At 72.6% G+C, this 23,971-nt stretch carries 23 protein-coding genes; 8 read left to right on the forward strand and 15 right to left on the reverse strand.

All coding sequences use genetic code 11. The features are described 5' to 3' along the window. Positions 1 to 5: 5 nt before the first annotated feature. On the forward strand, positions 6 to 416 hold the full coding sequence (locus ACIF8T_RS37215; RefSeq protein ID WP_400041505.1) for a RidA family protein: 411 nt from the start codon (positions 6 to 8) through the stop codon (positions 414 to 416). Between the two features lie 507 nt (positions 417 to 923). After that, positions 924 to 1,391 carry a cupin domain-containing protein gene (locus ACIF8T_RS37220; RefSeq protein ID WP_400041506.1) on the forward strand — a complete coding sequence of 156 codons (468 nt, stop codon included), beginning with the start codon at positions 924 to 926 and terminating at the stop codon, positions 1,389 to 1,391. A gap of 312 nt (positions 1,392 to 1,703) precedes the next feature. Here ACIF8T_RS37220 and ACIF8T_RS37225 read toward each other — a convergent pair whose 3' ends face one another. From ACIF8T_RS37225 to ACIF8T_RS37240, 4 genes are all read right to left on the reverse strand, one after another. Beyond that, on the reverse strand, positions 1,704 to 2,954 hold the full coding sequence (locus ACIF8T_RS37225) for an NAD(P)/FAD-dependent oxidoreductase (protein WP_400041508.1): 1,251 nt from the start codon (positions 2,952 to 2,954) through the stop codon (positions 1,704 to 1,706). Next, the gene (locus ACIF8T_RS37230; protein ID WP_400041509.1) at positions 2,951 to 3,148 is read right to left on the reverse strand and encodes a ferredoxin; all 198 of its coding nucleotides are present in this window, start codon (positions 3,146 to 3,148) and stop codon (positions 2,951 to 2,953) included. Before ACIF8T_RS37230 ends, ACIF8T_RS37225 begins: the two co-directional genes overlap by 4 nt. 61 nt (positions 3,149 to 3,209) lie before the next feature. Beyond that, a complete protein-coding gene (locus ACIF8T_RS37235; protein ID WP_400041511.1) occupies positions 3,210 to 4,124 on the reverse strand; it encodes a pyridoxamine 5'-phosphate oxidase family protein in 915 nt (304 codons plus the stop codon). A gap of 99 nt (positions 4,125 to 4,223) precedes the next feature. After that, positions 4,224 to 4,679 carry a VOC family protein gene (locus tag ACIF8T_RS37240; RefSeq protein ID WP_400041513.1) on the reverse strand — a complete coding sequence of 152 codons (456 nt, stop codon included), beginning with the start codon at positions 4,677 to 4,679 and terminating at the stop codon, positions 4,224 to 4,226. A 160-nt stretch (positions 4,680 to 4,839) separates the two neighbouring features. Here ACIF8T_RS37240 and ACIF8T_RS37245 point away from each other — a divergent pair, with 160 nt between their 5' ends. Continuing rightward, positions 4,840 to 5,412 (forward strand): CGNR zinc finger domain-containing protein, encoded by a 573-nt coding sequence (locus ACIF8T_RS37245; protein ID WP_400041515.1) that lies wholly within the window; start codon positions 4,840 to 4,842, stop codon positions 5,410 to 5,412. A 51-nt stretch (positions 5,413 to 5,463) separates the two neighbouring features. Here ACIF8T_RS37245 and ACIF8T_RS37250 read toward each other — a convergent pair whose 3' ends face one another. From ACIF8T_RS37250 to ACIF8T_RS37275, 6 genes are all read right to left on the reverse strand, one after another. Beyond that, a complete protein-coding gene (locus ACIF8T_RS37250) occupies positions 5,464 to 7,167 on the reverse strand; it encodes an AMP-binding protein (RefSeq protein WP_400041517.1) in 1,704 nt (567 codons plus the stop codon). Continuing rightward, positions 7,164 to 9,164 carry an FAD/NAD(P)-binding protein gene (locus tag ACIF8T_RS37255; protein ID WP_400041519.1) on the reverse strand — a complete coding sequence of 667 codons (2,001 nt, stop codon included), beginning with the start codon at positions 9,162 to 9,164 and terminating at the stop codon, positions 7,164 to 7,166. The genes ACIF8T_RS37250 and ACIF8T_RS37255 overlap by 4 nt, the downstream gene beginning before the upstream one ends. A 157-nt stretch (positions 9,165 to 9,321) precedes the next feature. Further along, positions 9,322 to 10,614, reverse strand: coding sequence for a methylaspartate mutase (locus ACIF8T_RS37260; RefSeq protein ID WP_400041520.1), 1,293 nt, complete (start codon positions 10,612 to 10,614; stop codon positions 9,322 to 9,324). Then, positions 10,611 to 11,126, reverse strand: a complete 516-nt coding sequence (locus ACIF8T_RS37265; RefSeq protein ID WP_400041522.1) for a cobalamin B12-binding domain-containing protein — start codon at positions 11,124 to 11,126, stop codon at positions 10,611 to 10,613. Before ACIF8T_RS37265 ends, ACIF8T_RS37260 begins: the two co-directional genes overlap by 4 nt. A 141-nt stretch (positions 11,127 to 11,267) precedes the next feature. Further along, positions 11,268 to 11,684 (reverse strand): cupin domain-containing protein, encoded by a 417-nt coding sequence (locus ACIF8T_RS37270; RefSeq protein WP_400041523.1) that lies wholly within the window; start codon positions 11,682 to 11,684, stop codon positions 11,268 to 11,270. A gap of 264 nt (positions 11,685 to 11,948) precedes the next feature. Beyond that, complete coding sequence (locus tag ACIF8T_RS37275; RefSeq protein ID WP_400041524.1) at positions 11,949 to 12,866, reverse strand: LysR family transcriptional regulator; 918 nt, start codon at positions 12,864 to 12,866, stop codon at positions 11,949 to 11,951. Positions 12,867 to 13,118: 252 nt separating this feature from the next. On the opposite strand from ACIF8T_RS37275, the gene ACIF8T_RS37280 reads away from it, so the two are divergent. Beyond that, a complete protein-coding gene (locus ACIF8T_RS37280) occupies positions 13,119 to 13,754 on the forward strand; it encodes a CGNR zinc finger domain-containing protein (protein WP_400041526.1) in 636 nt (211 codons plus the stop codon). Between the two features lie 263 nt (positions 13,755 to 14,017). After that, positions 14,018 to 15,373: a vanadium-dependent haloperoxidase gene (locus ACIF8T_RS37285; RefSeq protein ID WP_400041528.1), complete on the forward strand. Its 1,356-nt coding sequence runs from the start codon at positions 14,018 to 14,020 to the stop codon at positions 15,371 to 15,373. A gap of 37 nt (positions 15,374 to 15,410) precedes the next feature. Here ACIF8T_RS37285 and ACIF8T_RS37290 read toward each other — a convergent pair whose 3' ends face one another. Beyond that, positions 15,411 to 16,067 (reverse strand): CGNR zinc finger domain-containing protein, encoded by a 657-nt coding sequence (locus ACIF8T_RS37290; protein ID WP_400041530.1) that lies wholly within the window; start codon positions 16,065 to 16,067, stop codon positions 15,411 to 15,413. A 102-nt stretch (positions 16,068 to 16,169) separates the two neighbouring features. On the opposite strand from ACIF8T_RS37290, the gene ACIF8T_RS37295 reads away from it, so the two are divergent. Together ACIF8T_RS37295 and ACIF8T_RS37300 are read left to right on the forward strand one after the other, a co-directional pair. Beyond that, on the forward strand, positions 16,170 to 16,706 hold the full coding sequence (locus ACIF8T_RS37295; RefSeq protein WP_400041532.1) for an HPP family protein: 537 nt from the start codon (positions 16,170 to 16,172) through the stop codon (positions 16,704 to 16,706). A gap of 9 nt (positions 16,707 to 16,715) precedes the next feature. Then, positions 16,716 to 17,363 carry a pyridoxamine 5'-phosphate oxidase family protein gene (locus ACIF8T_RS37300; protein ID WP_400041534.1) on the forward strand — a complete coding sequence of 216 codons (648 nt, stop codon included), beginning with the start codon at positions 16,716 to 16,718 and terminating at the stop codon, positions 17,361 to 17,363. Positions 17,364 to 17,616: 253 nt separating this feature from the next. On the opposite strand, the gene ACIF8T_RS37305 is transcribed toward ACIF8T_RS37300, so the two are convergent. The 3 genes from ACIF8T_RS37305 to ACIF8T_RS37315 form a co-directional block, all read right to left on the reverse strand. Then, positions 17,617 to 18,108 carry a VOC family protein gene (locus ACIF8T_RS37305; protein ID WP_400041536.1) on the reverse strand — a complete coding sequence of 164 codons (492 nt, stop codon included), beginning with the start codon at positions 18,106 to 18,108 and terminating at the stop codon, positions 17,617 to 17,619. A gap of 353 nt (positions 18,109 to 18,461) precedes the next feature. Beyond that, positions 18,462 to 19,580, reverse strand: coding sequence for a fatty acid desaturase family protein (locus tag ACIF8T_RS37310; RefSeq protein WP_400041538.1), 1,119 nt, complete (start codon positions 19,578 to 19,580; stop codon positions 18,462 to 18,464). A gap of 7 nt (positions 19,581 to 19,587) precedes the next feature. Further along, positions 19,588 to 20,598: a ferredoxin reductase gene (locus ACIF8T_RS37315; RefSeq protein WP_400041543.1), complete on the reverse strand. Its 1,011-nt coding sequence runs from the start codon at positions 20,596 to 20,598 to the stop codon at positions 19,588 to 19,590. 132 nt (positions 20,599 to 20,730) lie between these two features. Between ACIF8T_RS37315 and ACIF8T_RS37320 the strand changes: the two genes are divergently transcribed. Further along, positions 20,731 to 21,870: a PucR family transcriptional regulator gene (locus ACIF8T_RS37320; RefSeq protein ID WP_400041540.1), complete on the forward strand. Its 1,140-nt coding sequence runs from the start codon at positions 20,731 to 20,733 to the stop codon at positions 21,868 to 21,870. Between the two features lie 464 nt (positions 21,871 to 22,334). On the opposite strand, the gene ACIF8T_RS37325 is transcribed toward ACIF8T_RS37320, so the two are convergent. Beyond that, the gene (locus tag ACIF8T_RS37325) at positions 22,335 to 23,570 is read right to left on the reverse strand and encodes a hypothetical protein (RefSeq protein ID WP_400041541.1); all 1,236 of its coding nucleotides are present in this window, start codon (positions 23,568 to 23,570) and stop codon (positions 22,335 to 22,337) included. Positions 23,571 to 23,971 lie beyond the last annotated feature (401 nt).

Here is a 23,971-nt window from a genome sequence, read left to right on the forward strand (position 1 = left end):
GGACCATGACTGTTCAGCACTTCACGCCGGAAGGCATGCTGCAGCCGACCCCGTACCACCACGTCGCCGTGGGCACCGGGACGAAGCACGTCCACGTCAGCGGGCAGATCGCACGCCAAGCCGACGGAACTCCGGTCGCGCCCGGCGATCTGGCCGGGCAGGTCGCCCAGGCGCTGCGCAACACCTCCGTCGGGCTGGCGGGCGCGGGCGCGTCGTTCGCGGATGTGCTGCGACTGACGTTCTACGTGACCCGGTGGAGCCCGGAGAAGATCGGCGATTTCATGAGCGGTGTGGAGGCCGTCGCCGACGAGATCGGGCTCCCGCTCCCCATGCCACCGGCCTCCCTCATCGGCGTTGACCATCTCTTCGAGCCGGATGTTCTCGTCGAGGTCGAAGCGACCGCGCTCCTCGACTGATCTTCGAGGCGGTGCCGTTCACCCGTGCTGTGACGCGGCCGCGTGAAGGGACGGCGGTGGCCGGTTCACTGCTAGCCCGCGACCGTCGGCTGAGACACCGCTTTTCGACATGCCGCACAGAGATCCACGTGGGGGCGGCCTTCACAGGCCGTCCCCAACCCATGCAGCGGCATCAGTCCTCGTCGGTATCGGGATGTCTTCCGCTTTGTTGGTGTGGTGGGTTTCGTGGGTGGGCGTTTGATGGCGGGTCGGGAGGTTTCCGGTCTGCTTGCTGTGTCGGTATGGCTGTTTTGAGGGGGGTGTCTGGGTTGGTGGTCGGTTCGGTGGTGGCTGGTCTTTTTTTGTCGGGTCTTTGGGTTGTGTCCTGGTATTCGGTTTTCTGATTGCCTGATCGGGCAGGTGAATGGGGTGGGGTCTTGCGGGTGTTCTCGGTTTCTTTTTAGGATTCTTTTCGCAGGTATTGGTCGTCGGTATCCGTGGTAGCGGGTGCTCAGGGAGGGATTGAGGATGAAGCGGATCGGTCTGTCGGGTCGGAGCGGGTTTTTGGCGGCCAGTGCCGTGGCGGTGGTGTTGGCGGGTGTGGCGTCGGTGGCCACGGCGAGTCCGGCGCATGATCTGACTGCCGTGACCACGGCCGAGGGTCGGTTCGTCGCGCCTCATGATCTGAAGGTGAGGAATGTGACGGATGTGGTGGAGCAGACGTTGACGATCCAGCCTGGTGGTGACACCGGTTGGCACATCCATCCGGGTCTGGTGGTTCTCACGGTGCAGAAGGGCACGATCGTGCGGAGGAACGCGGACTGCACCGAGGAGGTCTTCCCGGCCGGCACCTCCTTCATCAAGCAGGGCAGTGTTCCGTTGAACGGTGTGAACGAGGGCAGCGAGCCGGTGGAGCTGCACCTGACCTATCTCAAGCCCAAGGGTACTCCGCTGCGTTACGAGCGTGAGGCGCCGAAGTACTGCGACTTCGACTGACGGCTCTGTGAGCCCGGTTGTGCATCTTGGTTCCGCCGCGTCCGGCAAGGACGCGGCGGAACCTTTTCCACGCCCTCTTCTTGCCCTTTTCAGTGTCCTTTTCTCGCCCTTTTTCGCGCCCTTTTCCTCTCTTCTTCCGGGTCCTTTTATCGTCCTTTTTCGCGTCTTTTTTCCGCGTCCTTTTCCGGGGGTGTGGGGGTCGTTGTGTCGGGGAATGCGAAAAGCCCCCCCGGGGGGTGTTGCGGGGGGGTGGGGGGAGCGGAGCGGTCCGTACCCGGGGGATGTCGGTACGGTCCGCTCCGCTCGGCTTTTTCACGTGGCGGCGGGTGTTTTCGCGGCTGTCGTGGAGGTGAGGTGTTCTTGCAGTGCGGTGCGGTAGGGGGCCAGTCGTCCGGTCCGTCCGATGGTCAGTGCTCCGACCAGGCGGCCTGCGCGGTGGTAGCTGATCTCCAGTCGGCGGCCTGTCAGGTCGTGTTCGACGATCCGGGTCTGGTCGGCGGCGGCGGGCAGGCCGACCGAGCGGATCCTGGCGCCGTGCAGGTCCGACCAGAAGGAGGGCACGGCGGTGAACGGCTGGGGGGTTTGGTGCGGGTTGTGTCCGGCCAGCAGGGTGGCGGCGGCCGCGGCGCCCTGTTCGACGGCGTTGGTCCAGTGGCCCAGGGTCAGGGGTTCGCCGTCGGCCAGTGGCTGTGGTACGCGTGCCACGTCGCCGGCCGCCACCACGTCGGGCAGGGGTGAGCCGTCGGTGCGCAGGGCGCGCAGGTGGGGGTCGCAGTGGACGCCGCCGTCGTGGGCCAGGCCGGAGCCGGCCAGCCAGTCGGCCGCGGGCACTGCGCCCAGGGCCAGGACCGCGGTGTGGGCGTGGAGGGTGGTGCCGTCGGAGAGGCGGACGCCGGTGAGCCGGCCGTCGGTTCCGGTCAGGAAGTCCTCGACGGTGGTGCCGGTGCGTACGTCGATGCCGGCCTGGCGGTGCAGGGCGGCGATGTAGGCGCCCGCGGTGGTGCCGATGGCGCGCTGCAGGGGCTGGGCCGCGGCTTCGACGAGGGTGACCTGCAGTCCGCGTTCCTGGGCGGCGGCGGCGATCTCGCCGCCGAGGAATCCGGCGCCGATCACGACGAGCCGGCCGCCCGCGGCCAGTGCGGTCCGCAGGGCGAGTGCGTCGTCCCGGCCGCGCAGGGTGAGCACGCCGGCCGGGGGTGCGGGCCGGGTGGCCGGCCAGCCGCGGGCGGCCGATCCGGTGGCGATGACCAGTCCGTCGTAGGGCAGGCGGGTGCCGTCGGCCAGGGTGAGGGTGCGGGCGGTGGGGTCCAGGCCGACGGCGGCCCGGCCCAGCAGCCAGCGGGCCCGCAGGTCGCGTGGTACGGGCAGGTCGATGCCGGGGGGCCGGTCGGGGGCGGTCAGGACCTGCTTGGACAGCGGGGGCCGGTCGTAGGGGGGGTGGGGTTCGTCGCCCACGAGGGTCAGGGGGCCGGTGAAACCCTGCTCGCGCAGGGTCTGGGCCGCCCGCAGGCCGGCGAGCGAGGCGCCCACGACGACCAGTTCGCGGTGGTCGCCGGTGCTCATGAGGCGGCCGGGGAGAGGGTGATGGCGCGCACCGGGCAGACGGCCGCGGCCTTGTGGGCCTTGTCGAGCAGCGCGTCGGACGGGGCGGCCTCGTACACGAGGTAGTCCTCGTCGTCGAAGGAGAAGATCTCCGGCGCCGCGAAGACGCACTGTCCGTGGCTTTCGCACAGGTTCATGTCCACGGTGATCTGCATGGTCGCTCCGTAGGGGTGCGGTGGTGGTCGTCGGTGCGTGGGGTGCGGCGCGGTGCGGATGTCAGCCGGCCGGGGGGTTGAAGCGCGAGTAGCCGGGGCTGGTCCAGCGCAGCGGGGAGGCGGCGGTGATCTCCCGTACGGCTTCGACGGAGAACTCCACCAGGCGCTGCGCGCCGGGCACCTTGGCGATCTCCTCGGCGTCCCACACGGTGCGCGCGGTGCCGGACAGGTGCAGGGTGGTGCCCGTCTGCCAGTCCGGGACCAGCAGGCCGGCCGACGCGTTGAGCAGCAGGTTGCCCAGGGTCAGGAACATGGCGTTGCCGACGTAGTCGGGCCAGCGCAGCAGGGTGGGGGAGAGCACCTGGACGAAGCCGGGGTTGCCGCCGCGGTGGGAGGCGTCGGCGTCGCCGCGGTCGGAGGCGGTGGCGACGAAGAAGGTGTCGGCGGCGCGCACCGCCTGCTGCTGGGCCGGGTCGAGCGCGGTGGCGTCGGTGACGGTGCGCCGCGCGGTGCTCTCCTGCGGCCCGGCCCGGTGGTGGTCGCGTTTCTGCAGGTATTTGGGGCAGTTGGCGATGACCTGGTCGAGGTCGACGCGCAGGCCGTCGCCCTCGCGGCGGGCCCGGCCGTTGATGCGCATCCGGCGCCGGGTGGCGGGCTCGATGGCGATCATCCCGATCCGGGCGGCCGATGCGCCGTTCAGGGTCTGTGCCAGCGGGTCCTCCGGCAGGGGCAGGGCGTCGACCAGGAGGGTGCGGGGGTCGGGCACCCGCAGGAACCCGGGCTCGCCGGTCAGCTGGGTGGCCCAGATGCGGCCGTCGTGGTCGGCGCCGCCCAGCACGATCAGCGGCTGCTGGGCGAGGAAGTCCTTCGCGACGGGCGGGATGCTCTCGCCGATCCCGCCGAGCGAGAACTCCGCCTGCCTGGCGAGGCCGGCGCGTTCCTGCACCGCGATCTCGCCGCTGTGATACGTGGCCACGGCCTGTCCTTTCCGGGCGTGCTGGCGTGCGGTCGTCCTGCCCTCCGCCGGGGCGCCGGGCCGGGGGTGTCGGCACCCCGGCGGAAGGGGGAGGGCTTCTTAGAAGAAGCCGCAGGTGGGGGCGCCGGGGGTGGGGGCGTCGGCCGGGTCGGCACCCGTGGGCGCGTAGATCTCCAGGCGGATGCCGTCGGGGTCGGTGAAGAAGATGCCGCCGGAGGTGCCGTTCTCGCCGTGGGGGACGACACCGTCGTAGTGGAACTGCGCGCCCAGGCCGCGCAGCACCTCTTCGGTGGCCTTGACCTCCTCGACGGTCTCCACCTGGAAGGACAGGTGGTGCAGCCCCGGCCGGTCGGTGGGGAAGGAGCCCGTGCTCTGCTGCCACAGCGCCACGAGCATCCGGTTGTCCCGGCCGAGGAACGCCCAGCGGCGGTCCTCCTCCTTGCCCTCCGCCACCACCTCGAAGTCGAAGACGGCGCGGTAGAAGGCGAGGGAACGCTCGAGATCGGTGACGTTCACTCCCACGTGACCGGTCTGCAGGGTCTTCGCCTTAGCCATGGTGCATCACATGCCTTCACTCATCGTCACGAGCCCGTCTCGCAACCGCTGAAAGCAACTTTAGGAGTTAGGAAGACGGGGTGTCAACCGATGATCAATCGATGACCGGTTATGGTGGGTGGGTGATTCCGCCGTCACCGCGAAGGAAGGACGCCGCACCGTGCCGCCAACTCCGGGGGCCGACCCCCGCCCCTTGACCGACGAGCCGCTGGGCATCGACCTGCTCAACACCCGCTGGATCGACTCCGCCGGCCGCCACGACCTGCTGGACTCGCTCGACGGGCTGGCGACCTGGCTCGCCGGCCCCCTGGTGAGCCGGGCCCTCGGTGGCATACCGGCCCCGGCGGACCACGACACGCTGGAGCGGCTGCTCCAGGCGCGCGCCGCCCTGGACAAGGCGGTCGCCGACCCCCGGCACCCGGACGCCGACGCCGTCCGGGCCCTCAACGCCGTCCTCGCGCACGGCCGCAGGGGACACCTGCTGCGCCCCGACGGCCCCGACACCTTCGTCGAGGTGGACAGCCCCTCCTGGCTGCCCGCCTGGCGGGCGGCCGAGGACTACCTGCGGCTGCTGGCCGAACGGCCCGACCGGATCCGCTCGTGCGGCAACCCCCAGTGCATCCTGCACTTCTACGACGTGTCCAAGAACGGCACGCGCCGCTGGTGCTCGATGGCCGGCTGCGGGAACCGGGCCAAGGCCCAACGCCACTACGCACGCCAGAAGAAGGCCTGACCGCCGCGGTCAGGCCTTCTCCTGCAGCACGCCCCCCTTTTCGCGGGGCCGTCAGTCCGCCGGTGGCGGGTCGATGCGGAACTCCACGTCACCCGCCGCCCGGTCCCTCAGCTCGGCGCGGCGGACCTTGCCCGAGGTGGTACGGGGCAGGCAGTTTGTGAACTCCAGCACCCGCACCCACTTCTCGGGCGGCAGCTCGGCGCGCACCCGCGCCAGCACCCGCTGCGCGGTCTGCGGGCCCGCCGGGTGCCCCGGCGCCGGGACCACGAAGGCCTTGGGCGCCCACAGCCCCACCGGGTCGGGGACCGGGACGACCGCCGCGTCGGCCACGGCCGCATCCCGCAGCAGCACGTCCTCCAGCTCGCGGGGCGAGATGCGGTGGTCGAACGCCTTGAACATGTCGTCGGCGCGCGACAGATACGTGAAAGACCCGTCCGCCGCGCGGACCGCCAGATCACCGGTGTGGTAGTAGCCGCCGGCCAGGACCTTGGCCGTGCGCTCCGGGTCGCCGACGTAACCGCGCATCAGGCCCAGCGGCGGGTTTGCCAGGTCCAGGCAGATCTCCCCGGGGCTGCCGTCGGCGACCTTCCGGCCGGTCTCCGGATCGAGCAGGACCACCGAGTGGCCGGGCAGCGCGAACCCCATGCTGCCCGCCGCGGGGGCGCGGCCGGGCGGATTGCCGATCTGGCCGGTGGTCTCGGTCTGCCCGTAGCCGTCCCGCAGGTCCACGCCCCACTGCGTGCGCACCAGCTCCACCAGGGACGGCTCCAGCGGCTCGCCCGCCGCGACGGCCTCGCGCAGCAGGGCCGGCCGCGGCCCCAGCCCGTGCGCCGCCATGCCGCGCCACACGGTCGGGGGAGCGCAGAACGTCGACACCTCACGGGTGCGCAGGACCTCCAGGACGTCCGCCGGGGTGCTGCGCGCGGCGTCCAGCGCGAGGACGGTCGCCTCCGCGTTCCAGGGGACGAAGAAGGAACTCCAAGAATGCTTCGCCCAGCCGGGCGCCGAGATGTTCAGGTGCACGTCACCGGGCTTGACACCGTTCCAGTACATTCCCGACAGGTGGCCTATGGGGTAGCTGACATGGGTGTGCTCCACCATCTTCGGCTTGGAGGTGGTGCCGGAGGTGAAGTAGCGGAACAGCGGGTCGTCCGCGCGGGTGGGCCCGTCCGGGGTGAAGTCGCCGTCCGCCTCCAGGGACCACGCATAGGGCAGCCAGCCGTCCGCCTCGCCGCCCACGCTGATGCCCCTCCAGGTGCGCGGCCCCTCGCCCTCCACCTCCTCGAACCGCCCGGTCAGCGCCGCCTCGCAGACGACGAACCGCGCCCCTCCGCGCCCCAGCCGGTCGGCGAGCTCCACCGGGGTCGCCGTGGTGTACGTCGGGATGACGACCGCGCCCAGCTTGATGGCGGCGAGCATCGTCTCCCACACCTCCGCCCGGTTGCCCAGCATCAGCAGCAGGGGGTCCCCGCGGCGCACCCCGAGCGAGCGCAGCCAGTTGGCGACCTGGTCCGACCGCCGGGCCAGGTCGTCGAAGGTCATCACCCGGTCGGTGGCCACACCGCCGTCACCCACGAGGCGCAGCGCGGCCCGTTTCCGCCCGTCGGCCAGCGTGTCGAACCAGTCCAGCGCCCAGTTGAACTCCTTCAGGCGCGGCCAGCGGAACTCCGCCGCCGCCTTGGACAGGTCACTGCGGTGCAGCAGCAAAACGTCCCGGGCCGCCCGGAACTCCTCGGTCGCCGGTGAACGCCTCACGCCGCACCCCCGCGGCGGGCGGCCGCCACACCGGCCCGCGCCGGAGCCGGGGCCGGGGCCGGGGCGGGCAGCGGGCGCAGGGCGTCCACGGCGATCGCGTCGGCATCGCGGTAGAAGAGCGTGGAGACACCGGGCCGGCTGCTGCCGACCTGGGTGAACCAGCGGGTGTGCTCGGTGGGGATGCCCAGGGCGTACAGGTCGGGCTGCGGCACCCCGTCGGCGTCCACCACGTGGAAGGGGCTGTCGGTCACCTCCAGGCCGCCGGTGACGTGCCGGCTGCCGCCCGGCCCCTGGATGACGTACTCGCGGATCATCCCCTCCTCCAGCAGCCGGCGCGTCAGCGGGGAGGTGTCGCGGCGCAGATCGGGGGTGGGGATGCGGGCGTCGATCAGCGTGTGGACCAGCCGCGCCGACCCCTTCACCTGCGGCGAGTCCACCCGGAAGGCGCCCGCGCGCTCGTCGGTGCCGAAACGGCTGCCGGGGCCGGCCACCTCGACCACCCCCTGCCGGATCAGCGTCCGCAACTGCTCCACCCGGTACATCGGGGGCCCGGCCGACAGCAGCGCGTTGACCGGCAGGAAGCGGCGGTGGAAGAACCCGGTGTGCGACTCGGGCAGCAGCCCGCCGAAGTCGACCGCCTCGCGGACCATGTTGCGGATGTCGCGCAGCACGTCCAGGGCGGACTTCAGCGGCCCGTCCACGGTGCCCAGCGCGGCCGCGGCCAGGTCCTCGTCCATCACCTTCAGCAGCTGCCGGCGGAACTCCTCCGGCGAATCGAAGTGCTCCTGGCCGAACGGCCGGGCCAGGGCGTCCAGGTCGACGGGCGGCACGTGCGCCAGCCCCGCCTCCGCCAGCAGCGGCCCCGTCTCCCGCCCGGCGCGCAGCGCCTCGGCGTGCCGGTCGGCGAACGCCTGCGCGGCCTTCGGACCCTGGGCGATGCGCACATGGGTGAGGTAGTAGACGTGCTGGATCTCCTGCAGCAGCAGCGGCAGGACGTCCTTAGCGAAGTCCAGCTGCCCGGTGCCGCCCGCGGCGCGCCGCGCCGCCCGGGCCGCCAGCAGCGCCTCGCGCGTCAGGAACAGGGCCTTGTGGCTGAAGGACGGCTCCTTCTGGTTGCGGCCCCGCGCCGGGATGGGCAGCCCGCTGCGCGACCCGGCGACGATACGGGGCTCGCGGCCGCTGGGCCGGTACACCAGGACGCCGTCCTCACCGGTGTGGAAGGCGCCGCCGCGCCCCACCGTCAGCGACAGCATCACGTCGTAGAAGGACAGCCCGATGCCCCTGATCCCCACCGCGCTGCCGGCCGGGATGCTGTCCTCGCCCAGCGGCATGTCGGCCGCCGAGTCACCGCACAGGTAGCGGGTGCCGGGGGTGCGGGCGGCGAAGTCGAGCATCTCGCGCTCGAAGTCGTCCGGGGCGTTGAACGGATGACCGGTGGCCAGCACGACCCGGTCCGCCTCCAGCAGGTGCGGGGCGGCATCCAGGGTGAGCAGATAGCCGCCGCCGTCGGCGGGACGCAGGTCGGTGACCCGCCCGGTCACGGGCGCGAGGTCGACGTGCTCGGGCAGCCAGCGGGCGATGGTGCGGTAGACATCGGCGAGGTAGTGCCCGTACCTGACCCGGGAGGCGTAGTCGTCGGGTCCCAGCGGCTCCTGGCCCGGCGCGCTCTGCTCGGCGATCCACTGCCCCAGGGACGGGCCGGCCCCGGGCCGGGCCGGCCCGCCGTCGGGGTCGCCGGAGTACATGGTCACCTGGCTGATGACCGTGTTCATGGTGAACCAGTCGTCCTGGTCGGTGCGCCACACCCGGCCCGCGCCGACCTCGGTGGCGTCGATCAGGTGGATGCGCACGGGCCGGGGCGCCCGCCCGGCCGCGGCGGCGGCTTCGGCCTCCGCGGCCGTGCGCACGGCGAGCCGCTCCAGGACCGAGAGGCCGCGCGGGCCGCTGCCGACGATGGCGATGACGAGGGGACGCGGGTCGGATATTTGTCCGGGCACAGGAGCTTCCTAGGTAGATGGGAGGGGCGCCCCGGGAGAGCAGGGGCGCGCGGAGGGCAGGAGGGGAGGCACGCACGGCGACCGCGGTGCGGGTGCCGGCGAGGCGGGGTGCGGGCCCGGCCGGGCGGGCCCGGGCGGACGCGGCCCGGCCAAGAGGTCAGCCGGACAGCGCCGCCGCACCCCTCGGGTGCTCGCCGTCGCCCGCCAGCGCCGCCCGGTCGAAGGCCTCCTGGGTGTGCGAGAGCATGCCGAGCAGGTCGGCGGCCCTGAGCCGGTCACGGCCCGGCGCGGGCACCGCCCGGATCGGCATGGACCCGGTGGCGTGCCACTGCAGGGAGCCACGCGCGTCGATGTAGCTGCGCGAGCGCTGGGCGTTGTCGGCGTGCAGGCAGTAGGGGACGTCGAGGATGCCGCGGCGAAAGGCCTCGGTCAGCGCCCGCCCGGTGTCCGGGTGGAGCTCCAGCACCGCCTCGACGAGCGTCCGGGCATCTGCCAGCACGCCGAACTCCCCGTCCGGCACCGCGTGTTCGCCCCGGTGCGCGGCCGCGGACAGCGCGGCCTCCTCCAGGGCGTGGATGTTGTCCTGGATGGTCGGGATCCGGTGGGCCTCGGCCGGCGTCTTGACGATCATGCGCTCGGTCCCGGTGCGCGCGGCCAGCCGGGCGCTGTCGCGCAGCAGCCCCAGCGCACCGCCGGTGGTGCGCGGGAACACCCCCATGTAGGAGTAGAGCACCACGTGCCAGTCCAGCCCGGCCAGGTACTCGCCCGCCAGGGTGCGCAGCGCCACCAGGGCCTCCACGTCCTGGCCGTGGTGGGTCTGCTGGGCGTAGCTCAGCGAGATGCTGCGCAGCCCGTGCTGGCGGAAGAAGACGCCCTCCAGCACGGAGAGGGCGACGAGCAGGGCCGGCGGGCACAGCTGGCCGAGCATGCAGCCGCCGAAGCTCTCCAGGTGCGCGCCCGGGCGGGAGGCCAGCAGTTCGCAGCTGCGCGCCCAGGCGTCGACCGAGGTGCGCAGCGGGGTCCTGCTGTAGGGCAGGCAGTACGACACCGGGCCGCCCTCGGTGGCGTCCAGCCCGGCGTCCAGCAGGGCGCGGATGATGCCGAGCGGATCGGCCGAGCCGTGCCGCACCTGGACGGCGAAGCCGTCGCCGGCCAGCCCGGAGACGAGCTCGCGGGTGACGTCCGCGCCGTGGGCCGTGATGGGGTAGCCGTTCAGGTCGGTGCCCCGGGCCAGCGCGAGCCGGGCGGAGGCGTCGTCGCCGACGCGGGTGTAGCTGTCGATGGTGAGCGTCCCCACGGTGCGGGCCCGGGCGCGTTTGACGGCGTGCAGGCCCTCACGCATGCGGGGGATGTCGGCGAAGCCCATGCGGGGCTGCACGAGGAGTTCCCCGGCGCGGCGGGCGGCGGCGACCGCGGAGGCGAACGCGCCCAGCGCCACCGGCGCGTTCACCGGGCACCCGAGGCGGTGACGGCGGGCGCGCCGGCCTGCTCGAGGTAGGCGCGGAAGTCGTTGACCCCGGCCGCGTCCTCGAAGACCGCGTCGAAACCGGCGGCCAGCAACTCCGGTCCGTAGGTGCCGGCTTCGGCCCCGGTCACCCCCAGCTTGCCGCCGATGACGACGCGCAGGCCGCGCAGGTCCGGCTCGTCGCGCAGCCGGCGCACGGCACGGGCGCCGTCGAGCGCCCCGTGGCCGTTGACGCTGCTGATGACCACGAGGTCGGGCCGCACACGCCGGCACTCCTCGATCAGCAGCTCGTCGGGCACGCACGAACCGATGTTCGTCACCTCGTGGCCCATCTCCTCCAGCAGCAGCTGGAGGAAGACGAGGTTCCAGGTGTGGGAGTCGGAGGAGACGCTGGAGACGAGCACACGCTGGCCCCGGCGCTGCGTGCCGGTCCCGGTGCCGGGTGCCGGCACGTCCTGCCGACGGCTCTGCAGTGGCTGTAAGGGATAGGTGGACAAGGCGGACTCTTTCGGTTCGGCGCGGGTGACGGCACGTCGCAAGGACGGAACGCCGACCGGGGCGTTTCCGTCGCGGGGGAGCAGCGGCAGGGGACGGGCGGGGCGGCCGGTCAGGGCATGAGGACCGCCCCGGCCCGCCGGTCAGGGGGCCGCGGTGACGCCGACGGGACGCACCGGCTTCTGCGGGGTGCGGGCGGCGGCCGGCCGGGTACGGATGGCCAGCACGGTGCATCCGGTACGGCTGGACATCTGGTGCTCGGTGCCGGGCCCCTCCACGACGAGGTCTCCCTTGACGTAGGAGATGCCGTCGCTGTGGTCCAGGACCCCGTCCAGGACCAGCATCAGCTCGTAGCCCAGGTGCTCGTGGAAGTCGCCGTGCGCACCCGGGGGGAAGCGCAGCAGCAGACCCACCGAGTCCTCGTCCGTGGCCGCGTCGGGCGCCCACAGGACGTGGTGCTCCACGCCGACCCGGCCGGGCTCCGCCCACGGCACCCAGTCCAGCTCGTCGAGCTCGAACCCGCTACGGAACGCGTTCGGGATATAAGCGATGTCGGACACTGATCTGCCTCTCCTTCGCCGGCGTGCCGAGATCGCCCAACCCGCCGGTGACATCCTTCATTTGTCATGGAAAGGCTATGCGGACCGATTCCGAATGGTTCTTCAAAACAGCCGATACCGGGTATTTGTTTTTCCGATGGGCAGGGCCGTCATTCGCCCCGGCGGCGGCACGGAAAAAGGCGGGCGGGACGGAGCGCGGATGATCCGCTTTTTCGTCCGCCCGCCCTGGAAGGGAATTCAAAGAGGCGCCTTTGCGGCGCGTGATCAGGCCGGCAGGGCGGCCTTCTCGCGGCCCACCCGGGCCGCCACGTGACAGACGGCGGTCACCGCCGAGCGCGTGGACTCCGCCCCCGCCCACAGGGCGCGCACGCTCAGCCGCAGGTGCGGCAGCCCCGGCACCACCACCAGGCCGCTGCTCTCCTCCGACTGCCCCACCGACTCCGCGGGGAGCATCGCGATGCCGTAGCCGGCGCGGGCCAGTTCGCGCGCGCCGCCCAGGGAGCCCGCCTCGATGACGGCCGGCTCCACGCCGTGCTCCCGCCGCAGGGCCGCCACCAGCACCTGGTGCGACTCGCAGTCGGGGTCGACCGCGAGTACCCGCAGCGAGGCCAGCGCCGCCGGCAGCAGGGGGGACTCCAGCAGCGCCGCCGAGGCGACCGGCACCACTTCCAGATCGGGGAGCTGCTCGACCACGATGCCGGCGGCCGGCGCCTCGCCGAGGGCGCACTCGCCGTGCACCAGGGCCAGGTCGACCTCGCCGCTGCGCACCGCCTCCTGGGCCCGGCTGATCGCCAGCTGGCGCGGGGAGACCTGGACCTTGGGGTAGCGGTAGCGGCAGTCGCGGATCAGCGGACCGATCCGGCTCTCCAGCAGCAGCGCGGAGGCGCCGACCGTGACGCGGCCTTCCGTCTCGCCCGACGGATTGAGGGCGGTGGCCATCTCGTCGACCACGTGGAAGATCTGCTGCGCGTATTTCTGAAAAATCTCCCCGGAATGCGTCAGGCGGACACCGTGCGGCAGGCGGTGCACCAGCTGCATGCCGACCCGGGATTCCAGGGACCGAATGTGGGATGTCACACTCGACTGCGCGTACCCGAGACTGCGGGCGGCCTTCGTGAAGCTGCCCAGACGGGCCACTTCACGGAAAGTTCTGAGCTGATAGAGAGCAATATCTAACGACACGTTTCCCCCAAAACATATCTGCTGTCACGCTGGGCGGGTGCGGCCGCGGCTTTCCGAGGCACGTCTTGCGAAGCCCTGGAGATCGATCAGTTCCCGACAATCCGGCTCCCCCCGGGGAACCTCCGCCGCCCCACTGCCATACTAACGGTACACGTACCGTTCAGGCGTTAGTTCGATGATCTAACCATGTGCCCGTTCCGGCGACAAGTCTCCCCGCCCCGCCCCCGCTCCCGACCCCCGATGAGGACCGACATGCCCCTCGAAGCCCACACCCCCGCACCCGCCGGCGTCCCCCCGATCCACGGAGAGCCCCTGCCGCTGGAGTTCGCCAACACCGTCCTGCCGGTCCGCGGGGAACTGCACGACGGCCTCGGCACCCCCGAGCAGCTGGCCTGGTGGCTGAACGCCTGCCGCGACCGCATGACCACCCCCCTCCCGGACCACGCCCTGCACGCCATCACGCCCTTCGACATCGAACACTTCGTCCTGCTGCGCCAGGCCACCCGCCGCCTGCTCGACTCCTACGTCCACCAGTGCTCCCCGCACCCCTGGGACGTGGCCCTGGTCAACCGGGTGTCCAGCGTGGGCCGTCCCTGGCCCCAGCTGCTCTGGGCCGAGGGGACCAGGCCCTCGGCCCTGGAGATCTGTACCGCCCCGCCCCTGGTGATGGTGCAGGCCGAGATCGCGCACGCCCTGATCGGGCTGCTCGCGGGCACCTCGGGGGTGGAACCGAGGGCCTGCGAGGCGCCGGGATGCGTCTTCTTCTTCGACCACGCGCGCTCCCGACGCGCCTGGTGTTCGACCGGATGCGGCAACCGGGCCCGGGTGGCCCGCCACTACGCCCGCCGGCAGGCCGGGTCGAAGCCGCCCTGCCGGGAAACACTCTAACGACTGAGATGCCCCGTGCCATTAGGCGGAAATGATCCTTTGATGAACCTGTCATCCGAACCGGGCGCATCGGACTTCCCGATAACTGGCATCTGTGAACCCATCGGTTACAGGCCTCGTCGGCGCAATACGTTCCATGGCGAGAAGGAACCGCCGTGGCACGCACCCGCTTCAGGTCCGCCAGGGCGCCGACAGACAGGGATGACCTCATGTTCCGCACAGCACGTCAGGGCAGGACCTTAATCCGTTGCACCGTGGCCGGCGTGGCCCTGGCCTCCCTGGCCACCCTCGCCCCCTCCCAGGCCGTCGCGGCGAGCGACGAGGTGGTGGACCCCACCACCGAGGCCAGCGTCCTGGAGAACGCGCGTGGCACCAACGACCACGTCCTGTACTGGAACACCGCGCTCATGGACCTGTTCCGCCACAGGGGCGGCACCCCCGGCCCCCTCAGCCGGGGCGGGGCGATGATGGACCTGGCGATCTACGACGCCGTCAACTCCATCCGCACCATCGGCAAGCCGTACCTCACCAAGGACGCCTCGGCCGCCGGCCAGTACGCCGCGCTGAACACCGCGATCGACTACGCGGCCTACACGGCCCTCAAGGACGCCTTCCCGGCCTACCCGGCCGCCAGCCTGGACGCCAAGCTCCAGACGGCGCTGGCCATGCCGAACAACGCCAGCGCCACCCAGCGCGAGCGCGGCCGCCTGCTGGGCATCAAGACCGCCCAGGCCATCATCGCCAACCGGGCCAACGACGGCTCCGCCGACGCCACCCCGTACGTGGCCAACACCGCCCCCGGCCACTGGCAGCCCGCCGCCGGCAAGCCCGCGGGTGCCCCCAACTGGGGCAAGGTCAAGCCCTTCGCCCTCACCTCCGGCTCGCAGTTCCGCCCCGGCACCATCGGCGGCTTCTCCTCCGCCGAGGAACTGCTCAAGAGCCCGCAGTACGCCGAGCAGGTCAACGAGATCAAGCGGATCGGCGGCAAGAACTCCACCGCGCGCACCGCCGAGCAGACCCAGATCGCGCACTACTGGGCCAACGACCTGGACGGCACCTACAAGCCGGTCGGCCAGCAGTACGACCACACGGTCGTGATCTTCCGCAAGTACCGGCCCTACGGCACCTCCTACGAGAGCGCCAAGCTCTTCGCCGCGACCTCGGTGGCCCTCGCGGACGCCGCGATAGCCATCTGGGACTCCAAGTACCAGAGCGACTGGGACGTGTGGCGTCCGGCGGACGCGATCCGGCGCGCCGCTGAGGTGCCCAACCCGGGCATCGTCGCCGACCCGACGTGGGAGCCGGAGGAGCAGGACACCGCGGGCAACAGCTTCAGCCCGAACTTCCCCACCTACGTCTCCGGCCACTCCGGTGTCGCCGCCGCCTGGGCCGGCATCGTGCGCCACTACTTCGGCACCGACAACCTCTCCTGGACCGGAGGCACCGACGACCCGCTGGCCGCGGGAGTCAAGCGCTCCTTCACCAGCCTGAGCGGCGCCGCCAAGGAGAAGGCCGACAGCCGCAAGTACATCGGCGTCCACTTCGAGTGGGACAACCAGGCCGCGCTCACCCTGGGCTACAAGGTCTCCGACCAGGTGGCCGCCACCCTGCTGGGCTGACCCCCGCGCACCCCGCACGGCAGGCCGGCCCGGGCCCTCACGGCCCGGGCCGGCCGTCCGCGGCGCCGCCCTCACGGGCCCGGCGGTTGTGCCGGGCGACCCGTACCCGGTTCCCGCAGCCCGCCGTGCACCAGGCGCGGCGCGCATGGCTCTTGACGAAGTACAGGATGCACCCGGGCGCCGCGCACGCCCGGATGCGTCCGGCCAGGTCCCCGGAGAAGAGCGACACGGCCGCCACCGCCACCTCTCCCAGCGCCACCCGGTGCGGGTCGCTCTCCAGCCACCGCGGCACCGAGGCCACGGGCGGGCCCGGCGTCAGCTCCCGCCACCGGGCCGCCGAACGGGCCGCGGCGTTCACCACCGCCACATGCCCCGGATCCGCGGCCAGCTGCGAGGTCAGCGCATGGGCCAGCCCGCGCAGCGCCTGCCGCAGCTCCACGAAGGCCCGCACATCGGCCGCCCGCGCGGGCGCCGCGCCCGCGAGGGCCGACGCCAGCGCGGAACTGAACTCCTGCCGGTGCGCGGCCAGCCACGCGTCCAGGTCGGCGGGGGTGGTGAGCGCGTCGAGGAACTGTCCGCGCAACCCGCCCCTGATGTACGTGGTGTTCACCAGGTCCAGCGGCAACGGCTCGCCGGACAGCGGCAGTCCCTCCACCGCCGTGCCGTGCCGCTCCTGCTTGCTGCTCTCGCCCATCGCACCGTCTTTCCTTTCCTCGACTCTTCCCAACTCCCCCCACAGAGCTAATGCATGCATATAAGCTCCAACCATTAACTTGGCTCTGAGGAAGGAACCACAGTGTCCGAAACCCCGGTCACCGGGCTCGCCCCCGCCCGGCGCTTCGCCGCCACGCTGACGGGCAAGGCCCCCGCCCGCGCCGCGACGTCCGCCATCTCGGTCGCCACCCTGGCCGGCGTCGTGGCCCTGGTCCTGCTCGTCGTCGTCGGCACCGTCCTCGACCAGACCGTGCTCGTCCCGCCGCTGGCCGCGAGCGCCGCCCTGGTCTTCGCCGCGCCGGCCCTGCCCCTGGCCCAGCCGCGCAGCGTCATCGGCGGCCAGCTCATCTCCGCCCTGGTCGGCTTCGCCTGCCTGGCGGTCGGCGGCAGCTCCTACTGGACCGCCGCGGTCGCCGGCGGCCTGGCCATCGGCGCGATGGCACTGGCCCGGGCCCCCCACTCCCCGGCCGCCGCGACAGCCGTCATCGTGGTCCTCACCCAGCCGCCCACGGCCGTCTTCCTGCTGCTCCTGCTGCTGGCCACACTGATCCTGGTCGGCGTCGGCATCGTCGCCGGACGCAGCGGCAAGACCGCCCGCTACCCCACCTACTGGTGGTAGGCCGCACCCATGACAAGCCGATACGGCCAACTGCTGTTCACCCCGGCAGCCCAGCTCCACCAGGAACGCCACGGCAGCCGCCGCAACTACGCCCACATGACCGCGGGCCCGGCCGACCCCGACCGGCTGACCGAGGACGAAGCACTCTTCGCCGCCACCCGCACCAGCTTCTACCTGGCCTCCACCAGCTCCTCGGGCTGGCCCTACGTCCAGCACCGCGGAGGCCCGCCGGGCTTCCTGCGCCCCCTGGACGACACCACCCTCGCCTTCGCCGACTACCGCGGCAACAAGCAGTACATCACCACCGGAAACCTCGACTCCGACGACAGAGTGGCACTGCTGCTCATGGACTATCCCTCCCGGACCCGGCTGAAGATCCTCGGCCGGGCCCGCACCGCCCCCGTGGCCGAATGGCCCCAGGACGCCGGCCCGCCGGTGCCCGGCGACTACCGCGCCGCGGTCGAACGGATCGTCCTGATCACCGTCGAGGCCTACGACTGGAACTGCCCCCAGCACATCGAACCCCGCTACACCGCCGCCGAACTGGAGGAGACCCTGCGCCCTCTGCGCCGGCGCATGGACGAACTGGAACAAGAGAACGCCCGGCTGAAAGACGCCCTGCGCGCCTCCGGCCGAAACGACGCCCAGCCGGCCTGAAAAACAAGGCGGAAGACCGTGCCCGCGCCGCGCCGTACCGGCCCCGTGCCGGCCGCGCGGCCACCCGCAGCCGCCGGCCGGCCACCACCAGGACGGGCGGCGGTCCGCCGCCCCACCGAAGCACCGCGCACCCCGCCCGGCACGGCGGCACAGGGGCCCCTGCCCGGCCGGCGCGACGCGGCGCCGCTCCCGCCGCACGCCCGCACCGGCGTCCCCGGCGAGGAGCGGCGCCCCGCGCGGAAAGGACCCGCGGTCAGGACCGCCGGCCCAGGCCCAGGCTCCGGCCACCGCCGGGGACGCGACGCAGCAGACCGCCGCTGCCGCCGCGGCGGGCGACGCCCCCGAAAGGGCCGGCATCACCGGCCCATGACGTCTTTCGCGACCTCACGCAACGGGCAGCCCCGGCGGGCCCGCGGCCGCGGTCGCGGGCATCGGCCGGCCGGGCCGTGCTCAGTCCCGCGTGGATGCTGAAGGGACGGCCTGCGGGGTCCGGCAGGACCCTCCGCTGACCGGGGTGCGCTCGGACCGGGGATTCCATGGCGCCCGGTGCCGGCATCCGTGCGCGGGCGGCGTCCAGATCCTCGGCGCCCGGTTCCGTGTGAGCCTGCTTGCCCCGGGGAGGGGTCCGGCCGGGTCGGACGCCGGTGGTCGGCCACCCGGCTGAAGCCCGGTCCGGGTGAACCCTCCCGGCCGAGCGGGACGAAGTCCTCGCCGGAGTGGACGACGGGCAAGCCGAGCGCGTCACGGTGGAAGCGGGCCGGCTCGGCGGGGTCCGGGCAGCCGAAGCCGACGGACGGCAGGCGGATCCCGGGCCCGGATGCGGGTCCGGTACTCAAGGGGAAGACGCCTGGTGCGCGTACGCACCTCACCACCGGCCCGGCCACGGCGGGCCGGCGCACTGCACCACCCCGCCGGGGGCTGTGTGCCCAGCTCCCGGCGCACCTGCGGGCAGCGCAGCCGGACACTGAGCTGCCCCGGATCCCGTGCCGTACGGTCCGGCGTCGCGGCCGCCTGCCGTCCGCGACGGATCTCACCGCACCCGGCGGTACGGCCGGGTCCGGCCGGGTGCGGCCGAAGGATCCCGACCGCTACCGGGAATCAGGCCGCGACGAGTTCCTGCTCGCGGTCCGGCGTCGTGGCCTTGGGCTTCTTGTTCGGCAGCGAGAGCCGGAAGACCTTGCGCCACGCGGAGAACACCTGCTTGGGCAGCGGCCCGGTGACGTACTCCAGCTCGTACTTCTCGAACAGCGCGCGCACCTTCACCGCGACCTCGGCGTACCGGTTGCTCGGCAGGTCCGGGAACAGGTGGTGCTCGATCTGGTGGGAGAGGTTGCCGGTCATGAAGTGCATGGCCCTGCTGCCGCTGATGTTCGCCGAGCCCATCATCTGGCGCAGGTACCACTGGCCGCGCGTCTCGCCCTCGATCGACCGGCGCTCGAAGACCTGCACGCCCTCGGGGAAGTGCCCGCACATGATCACCGAGTGGGACCAGAGGTTGCGGACCAGGTTCGCGGTGAACGTGGCGGCGAGCGTGGTGAGGAACGACGGGCCCGACAGCAGCGGGTGGATCACGTAGTCCTTGAGCACCTGCTTGCGGATCTTGCGGCCCACGGCCCTGGCCCGCGCGCGGAACTCCGGGTCCTTGCGGCGGCGCTTGTGCAGGTTCTTGCCGAGCTCCAGGTCGTAGGCGGCGATGCCGTACTCGAAGAAGCAGGCGTTGACGAAGTTCCACAGCGGCTGGCCGAGGTGGAACGGGTGCCACTTCTGGTCCTCGTCGACGCGCATGATGCCGTAGCCGAGGTCGTTGTCCTTGCCGATCACGTTGGTGTACGTGTGGTGCAGCTCGTTGTGCGAGTGCCTCCACTGCTCGGACGGCGAGACGTGATCCCACTCCCAGGTGGTGGAGTGGATCTTCGGGTCCCGCATCCAGTCCCACTGGCCGTGCAGGACGTTGTGGCCGATCTCCATGTTGTCCATGATCTTCGCCACGGACAGACCGGCGGTGCCGAGCAGCCACGCGGGCGGGAAGAACGAGAACAGCAGCACGCCCCTGCTGACCAGCTCGAGCTTGCGCTGCGCCGAGATGACCTTGCGGATGTAGGCGGCGTCCTTCTCGCCGCGGTCGGCGATCACCTCGTCGCGGATCGCGTCCAGTTCGCGGCCGAGCTCCTCGATCTGCTCCGCGGTCAGGTGGGCGGTGGGGTCGATGGCGGTCAAAGTGCTCCTACCGTTCGATGTCGCAGGGGCCCGCCGCGGCGGACACGCAGGTCTGGATGAGGACGCCCGGCTCGGCCTCGGTGATCTCGCCGGTGCGCAGGTCGCGGACGGCGCCCGCCTTGAGCGGGGTGACGCAGCCGAAGCAGATGCCCATGCGGCACCCGGAGGGCATGAGCACGCCGGCCTCCTCGCCGATGTCCAGCAACGGCGTGGCGCCGTCCGCGTCGACGGTCTTGCCGGTGGCGCTGAACGTGACCTCGCCGCCGTCGCCGACGACGACGATGCCGGGGCGGAAGCGTTCGATGTGCAGGCGCTCCTGGACGCCGTGCTCCATCCAGTGCTCCTCGGCGGCGTCGAGCAGGCCCGCGGGCCCGCAGGCCCAGGTCTCGCGCTCGGCCCAGTCGGGCACGAGTTCGTCCAGACGGGCGATGTCGAGCATGCCGTCCGTGGCGGTGTGCACCTCGGTCAGCCGCAGCTTCTCGTCCGCGACCAGGCCGTGCAGTTCGTCGCGGAAGATCACGTCCTGCGGCCGCGGCGCGCAGTGCACCATGACGACGTCGTCGAACTCGGTGTCGCGCAGCATGCCCATCACGGGCGTGATGCCGCTGCCGGCCGTCAGGTAGAGCACCTTGGCGGGCGTGGCCCGCGGCAGCACGAAGTCACCGGTCGCCTGGTCGAGCTGGACCAGCGTGCCCGGTTTCGCCCTGCGGACCAGGTAGGTGCTGACCTTGCCGTCCGGGATCGCCTTCACGGTGATCGTGAGGCGGCCGTCCCGGCGGTGTGCCGGCGAGGTGATGGAGTAGGCACGCCACAGGCGCACCCCGTCGACGTCGACCCCGATCCGCACGTACTGGCCGGCCGTGTGGCCGCGCCAGCCCCGTCCCGGTCTGATCACGATGGTCGCGGCGTCACCCGTCTCGGGGCGCACGGCCTCGATGCGCCCCCGCAGATCAGCGCCCGCACGCAGCGGGCTGACCAGATCCAGGTAGTCCGACGGCAGCAGCGGCGTCGTGACCATCTCCAGCAGTTTCCACGCCCTGCTGCGCAGGGCTGTACTCGTCATGCCCCCAGCTTGCTGCGCCTCAAGGCGTAAAGTCCTGACCGCAGAACGTAAATCTGGCCGGCTGAATTGTTCGCAGGGAACAAAAACATGAACCATGCAATCCGGAGGGCCAGCGAACTGACGCTGGACGAGACGACGGTCACCGCCCTTCGGGCCGCGCTGAAGACCACCGCCGACGAGGTCGTCCAGGCGATCATCGACGAGGTCCCTCCCTACGCCAACGCCCTCTCGGGCCACATGGGCGCCACCATCCGCCGAGCCGTCCGCACCGCCCTGGGACACTACCTGGACCTCGCGAGCGGGAACGCCACAGGCGGCGACGCCGGTGACGCGGCCTACGAACTGGGCCGCGGCGAGGTGCGCGACGGCCGTTCGATGGACGCCCTGCTCAGCGCCTACCGCGTCGGCGCCCGCGTGGCCTGGCGATGCCTGGCGGCGGGTGCCGTACCCGCGGGCCTGCCCGCCGCCGAGGTCGCCAAGTTCGCCGAGCTGACCTTCGCCTACATCGACGAGCTCTCCGCCGCGAGCGCCGCGGGCCACGCCGACGAACTGGCCGCCCGGGGCAGGGCCCAGGAGCGCCACCTGGAACACCTGGCCCGCGACCTCCTGGCCGGCGCGGGCCCGGACGTGCTGCTGGCCTCTGCTCAACGGGCCGGGTGGCAGCCTCCCCTTTCGCTGACCGCGGTCCTGCTGCCCGCCGCCCAGGCCCGGCCCGCCTACCGCGCGCTCGACCCCAGCACCCTCGTCCTGGACGATCTGCCGGACGCCACCGGTGTGCTGCTCGTCCCCGATGCCGACCGGTCACATCTCCTGCGGCAGCTGACCGACCGCACCGCCGTGGTCGGCCCGGCCCGGCCGTGGACGCGTGCGTCCGCCTCGTACGCACGAGCCGTACGCGCGCGCTCCCTGTCCCCTGACATCCGCGACACCGAGGACCACCTGCCCGAACTGGTGCTGAGCGCCGACGCGGACGCGTTCGCGGACCTGCGCGCCCGGGCCCTCGCACCGTTGCGGACCCTGCCTGCCGCGACCGCACAGCGGCTGGAGGAGACGCTGCGGGCATGGCTGCTGCACCAGGGCAGGCGGGAGGAGGTGGCGGCGGCGCTGTTCGTCCATCCCCAGACAGTCCGGTACCGGATGTCGCAGCTGCGGGAGCTGTTTCCGGATCTCGCATCGCCACAGCGGGTCCTCGAACTGACGCTGGCGGTCGGTCTTCGCGACAGCTGACAGGTACTTCCTCGTCCCCGGCGCCGTCAACTGGCCCGCGCGGGCCGGGGAGCAGCGCTACGGTCCGGCGCAAAGGACGCTGCTCCGGCACGGGCCGACCCACGGGCGGGGGCCGCAGCCGGGTGACCGGCGGGACGGCCGGGCCGGGTCACCGGGGGAGAGCACCGCGGTCCCGCGACGGCCCCGTGCCTGCCTCCCGCGCGGTTGTTGTGGACCTCCACCGCCCGGACCGTCGAACCCCGCACCGGCCGCGACGAGCACCACGCAGGCCACGGCCTGCTGCCGTGGCCCGCGCCCGGGCAGCCACGCCCGGCGCCTGCCGGGCATCAAGGAACCCGCCACCACCGTCGACGACAGCCGCGTCGCTCCGGCCGCCGACCCCTCGGCTCTCGCCGCGACACAGGCCGACGCCCGGTACCGGTCGGCCGGCACCTGCGCCCCTGAACCCGGTACGCGTCGGGCACTCACCCACCACGACGGCTGCACCGGCTGCCGGAAGGCGACGGCGGGACACCGGCGGTGCGCGTGGTGAACGGCGATACGGCAAGCGCCCGCCCGGTGATCGTGTCCTCCTCCCGGTGACCGGGTCGCGCACCACCACCCCGGTCACGGTGCCGGCACCCCCCGGACGGCACCGGCCGACGAGGACCGCGCGGGGCCCGCCGGGGCCGGTGGGCCCCGCACCGGTGGCGGGCGGTTCCCTGGACCGGGCGGGTGTCCACCTCCCAGAAACGCCCCGCGAAGCCGTTCGGCATCCCAGCTCCCGAGCAGGAGCACAGCCGGCGGTCCTTCGAGCCGGTACTGGACACCACACCGGAACCGCTCGCCGAGAAGGGCTGCCAGGGTTTCTCGCCCACCGAGGTGAGCCGCCGTTCCAACATCTCGGTGGGCGCCCTCCACAGCCGGGCCGACGGCAAGGACGACGTCCCGCGCGCGGCGCAGGAACGGCTCCAGCAGGTCGGCCCGCAGCAGAACCAGCCGCACCGCATCGCGGCGGGTGGGCAGGTCCCGCAGCATCGTCCGGGCGCCGCGAGGCAGCCGGCGACGGCGCCGATGACGGCCTCGGTGGTGACCCGCACCTCGTACTTGAGCCAGGAGCACGTCGGCCGGTACGGCTCGTCCAGCCGCTTGAAGCACAGCCCTTCCAGCCCGGCTGCCGCCCCCTGAAGCCACCCTCGTGCCACGGCCGGGTCGGTCGTCGACGGGCACAGCGTCAGCGGTGCCTCCAGGCGGTGGTCGGCGAACAGCGCCTCCTGTGCCGCGCGCCGCCGCTCGTACGGCCAGCCGGTCAGGCCGGTGTCGCCTTGGTGGACCAGGCCGAAAGCGGCGTAGTGCGCCGGCCGCTGGCGCGCCGCCTCAGCCGTACCGCGCCCGCGCCCGCCGAGACGCTGCTGCAGCCGCTCGAACGCGAGCCGGTTCTCTTCCAGCACCACCAACTCGTCGTCCAGGCCGGTGTTCGTCGGCAGCCGGGCGAGGGCCGCCGTGCGGATTTCGGGGAACGGGCCGGTCACGTCCGTGCCCTGCCCGGAGCGCAGCACCCGCCGGTCAGTGTGCGCGGCGAACTGCGCGCGGTAACCGTCCCGCTTGGGCTCGGCCACCCCCCGGAGCCGCGCCGCCCAGCCCACCCCTGCCGGGCAGCCCACCATGCCGGCACCGGCCGCCCGGTCGGGCGTCCCGGGCGGCTTCTCCTCACCCGCCACCGGCCCCACCGAGGCCGACAGCCGCACCGCGCCCGCGCGCCGGTCCCGCCGCGCCCCGCAACGCACCCGCCGCCAGCGTCCGGGCCGAAGCCGCTGAACACCCGGCGCCCGGGTTCTGCCGCGCCGGGCCGGGCCGGGCCGTTCCAGGAACACGCCAGGGCTCGCCGGGATGCTCCCGGCCGGGGGGCGCGGCCGGCCGCGCCCCCCGGGGCCGCAGACGCTATAGCCTCCACCCGTGACCAACACCCCCGGGCGGAGCGGGAACTTCCTCCCCGTGAGCTCCCTGACCATCGAGCGCTCCTGGAGGGTACGGACTGGGCGTCGCTCGCCACCCCGTGCGGGACGGGCGAAGCCCTGCCGGCGGCGCTGGCCCGTCTCCTCGACCCCGACCCGGCCGTCAG

Source organism: Streptomyces sp. NPDC085946 (genome assembly GCF_044540485.1).
Lineage (GTDB): Bacteria > Actinomycetota > Actinomycetes > Streptomycetales > Streptomycetaceae > Streptomyces.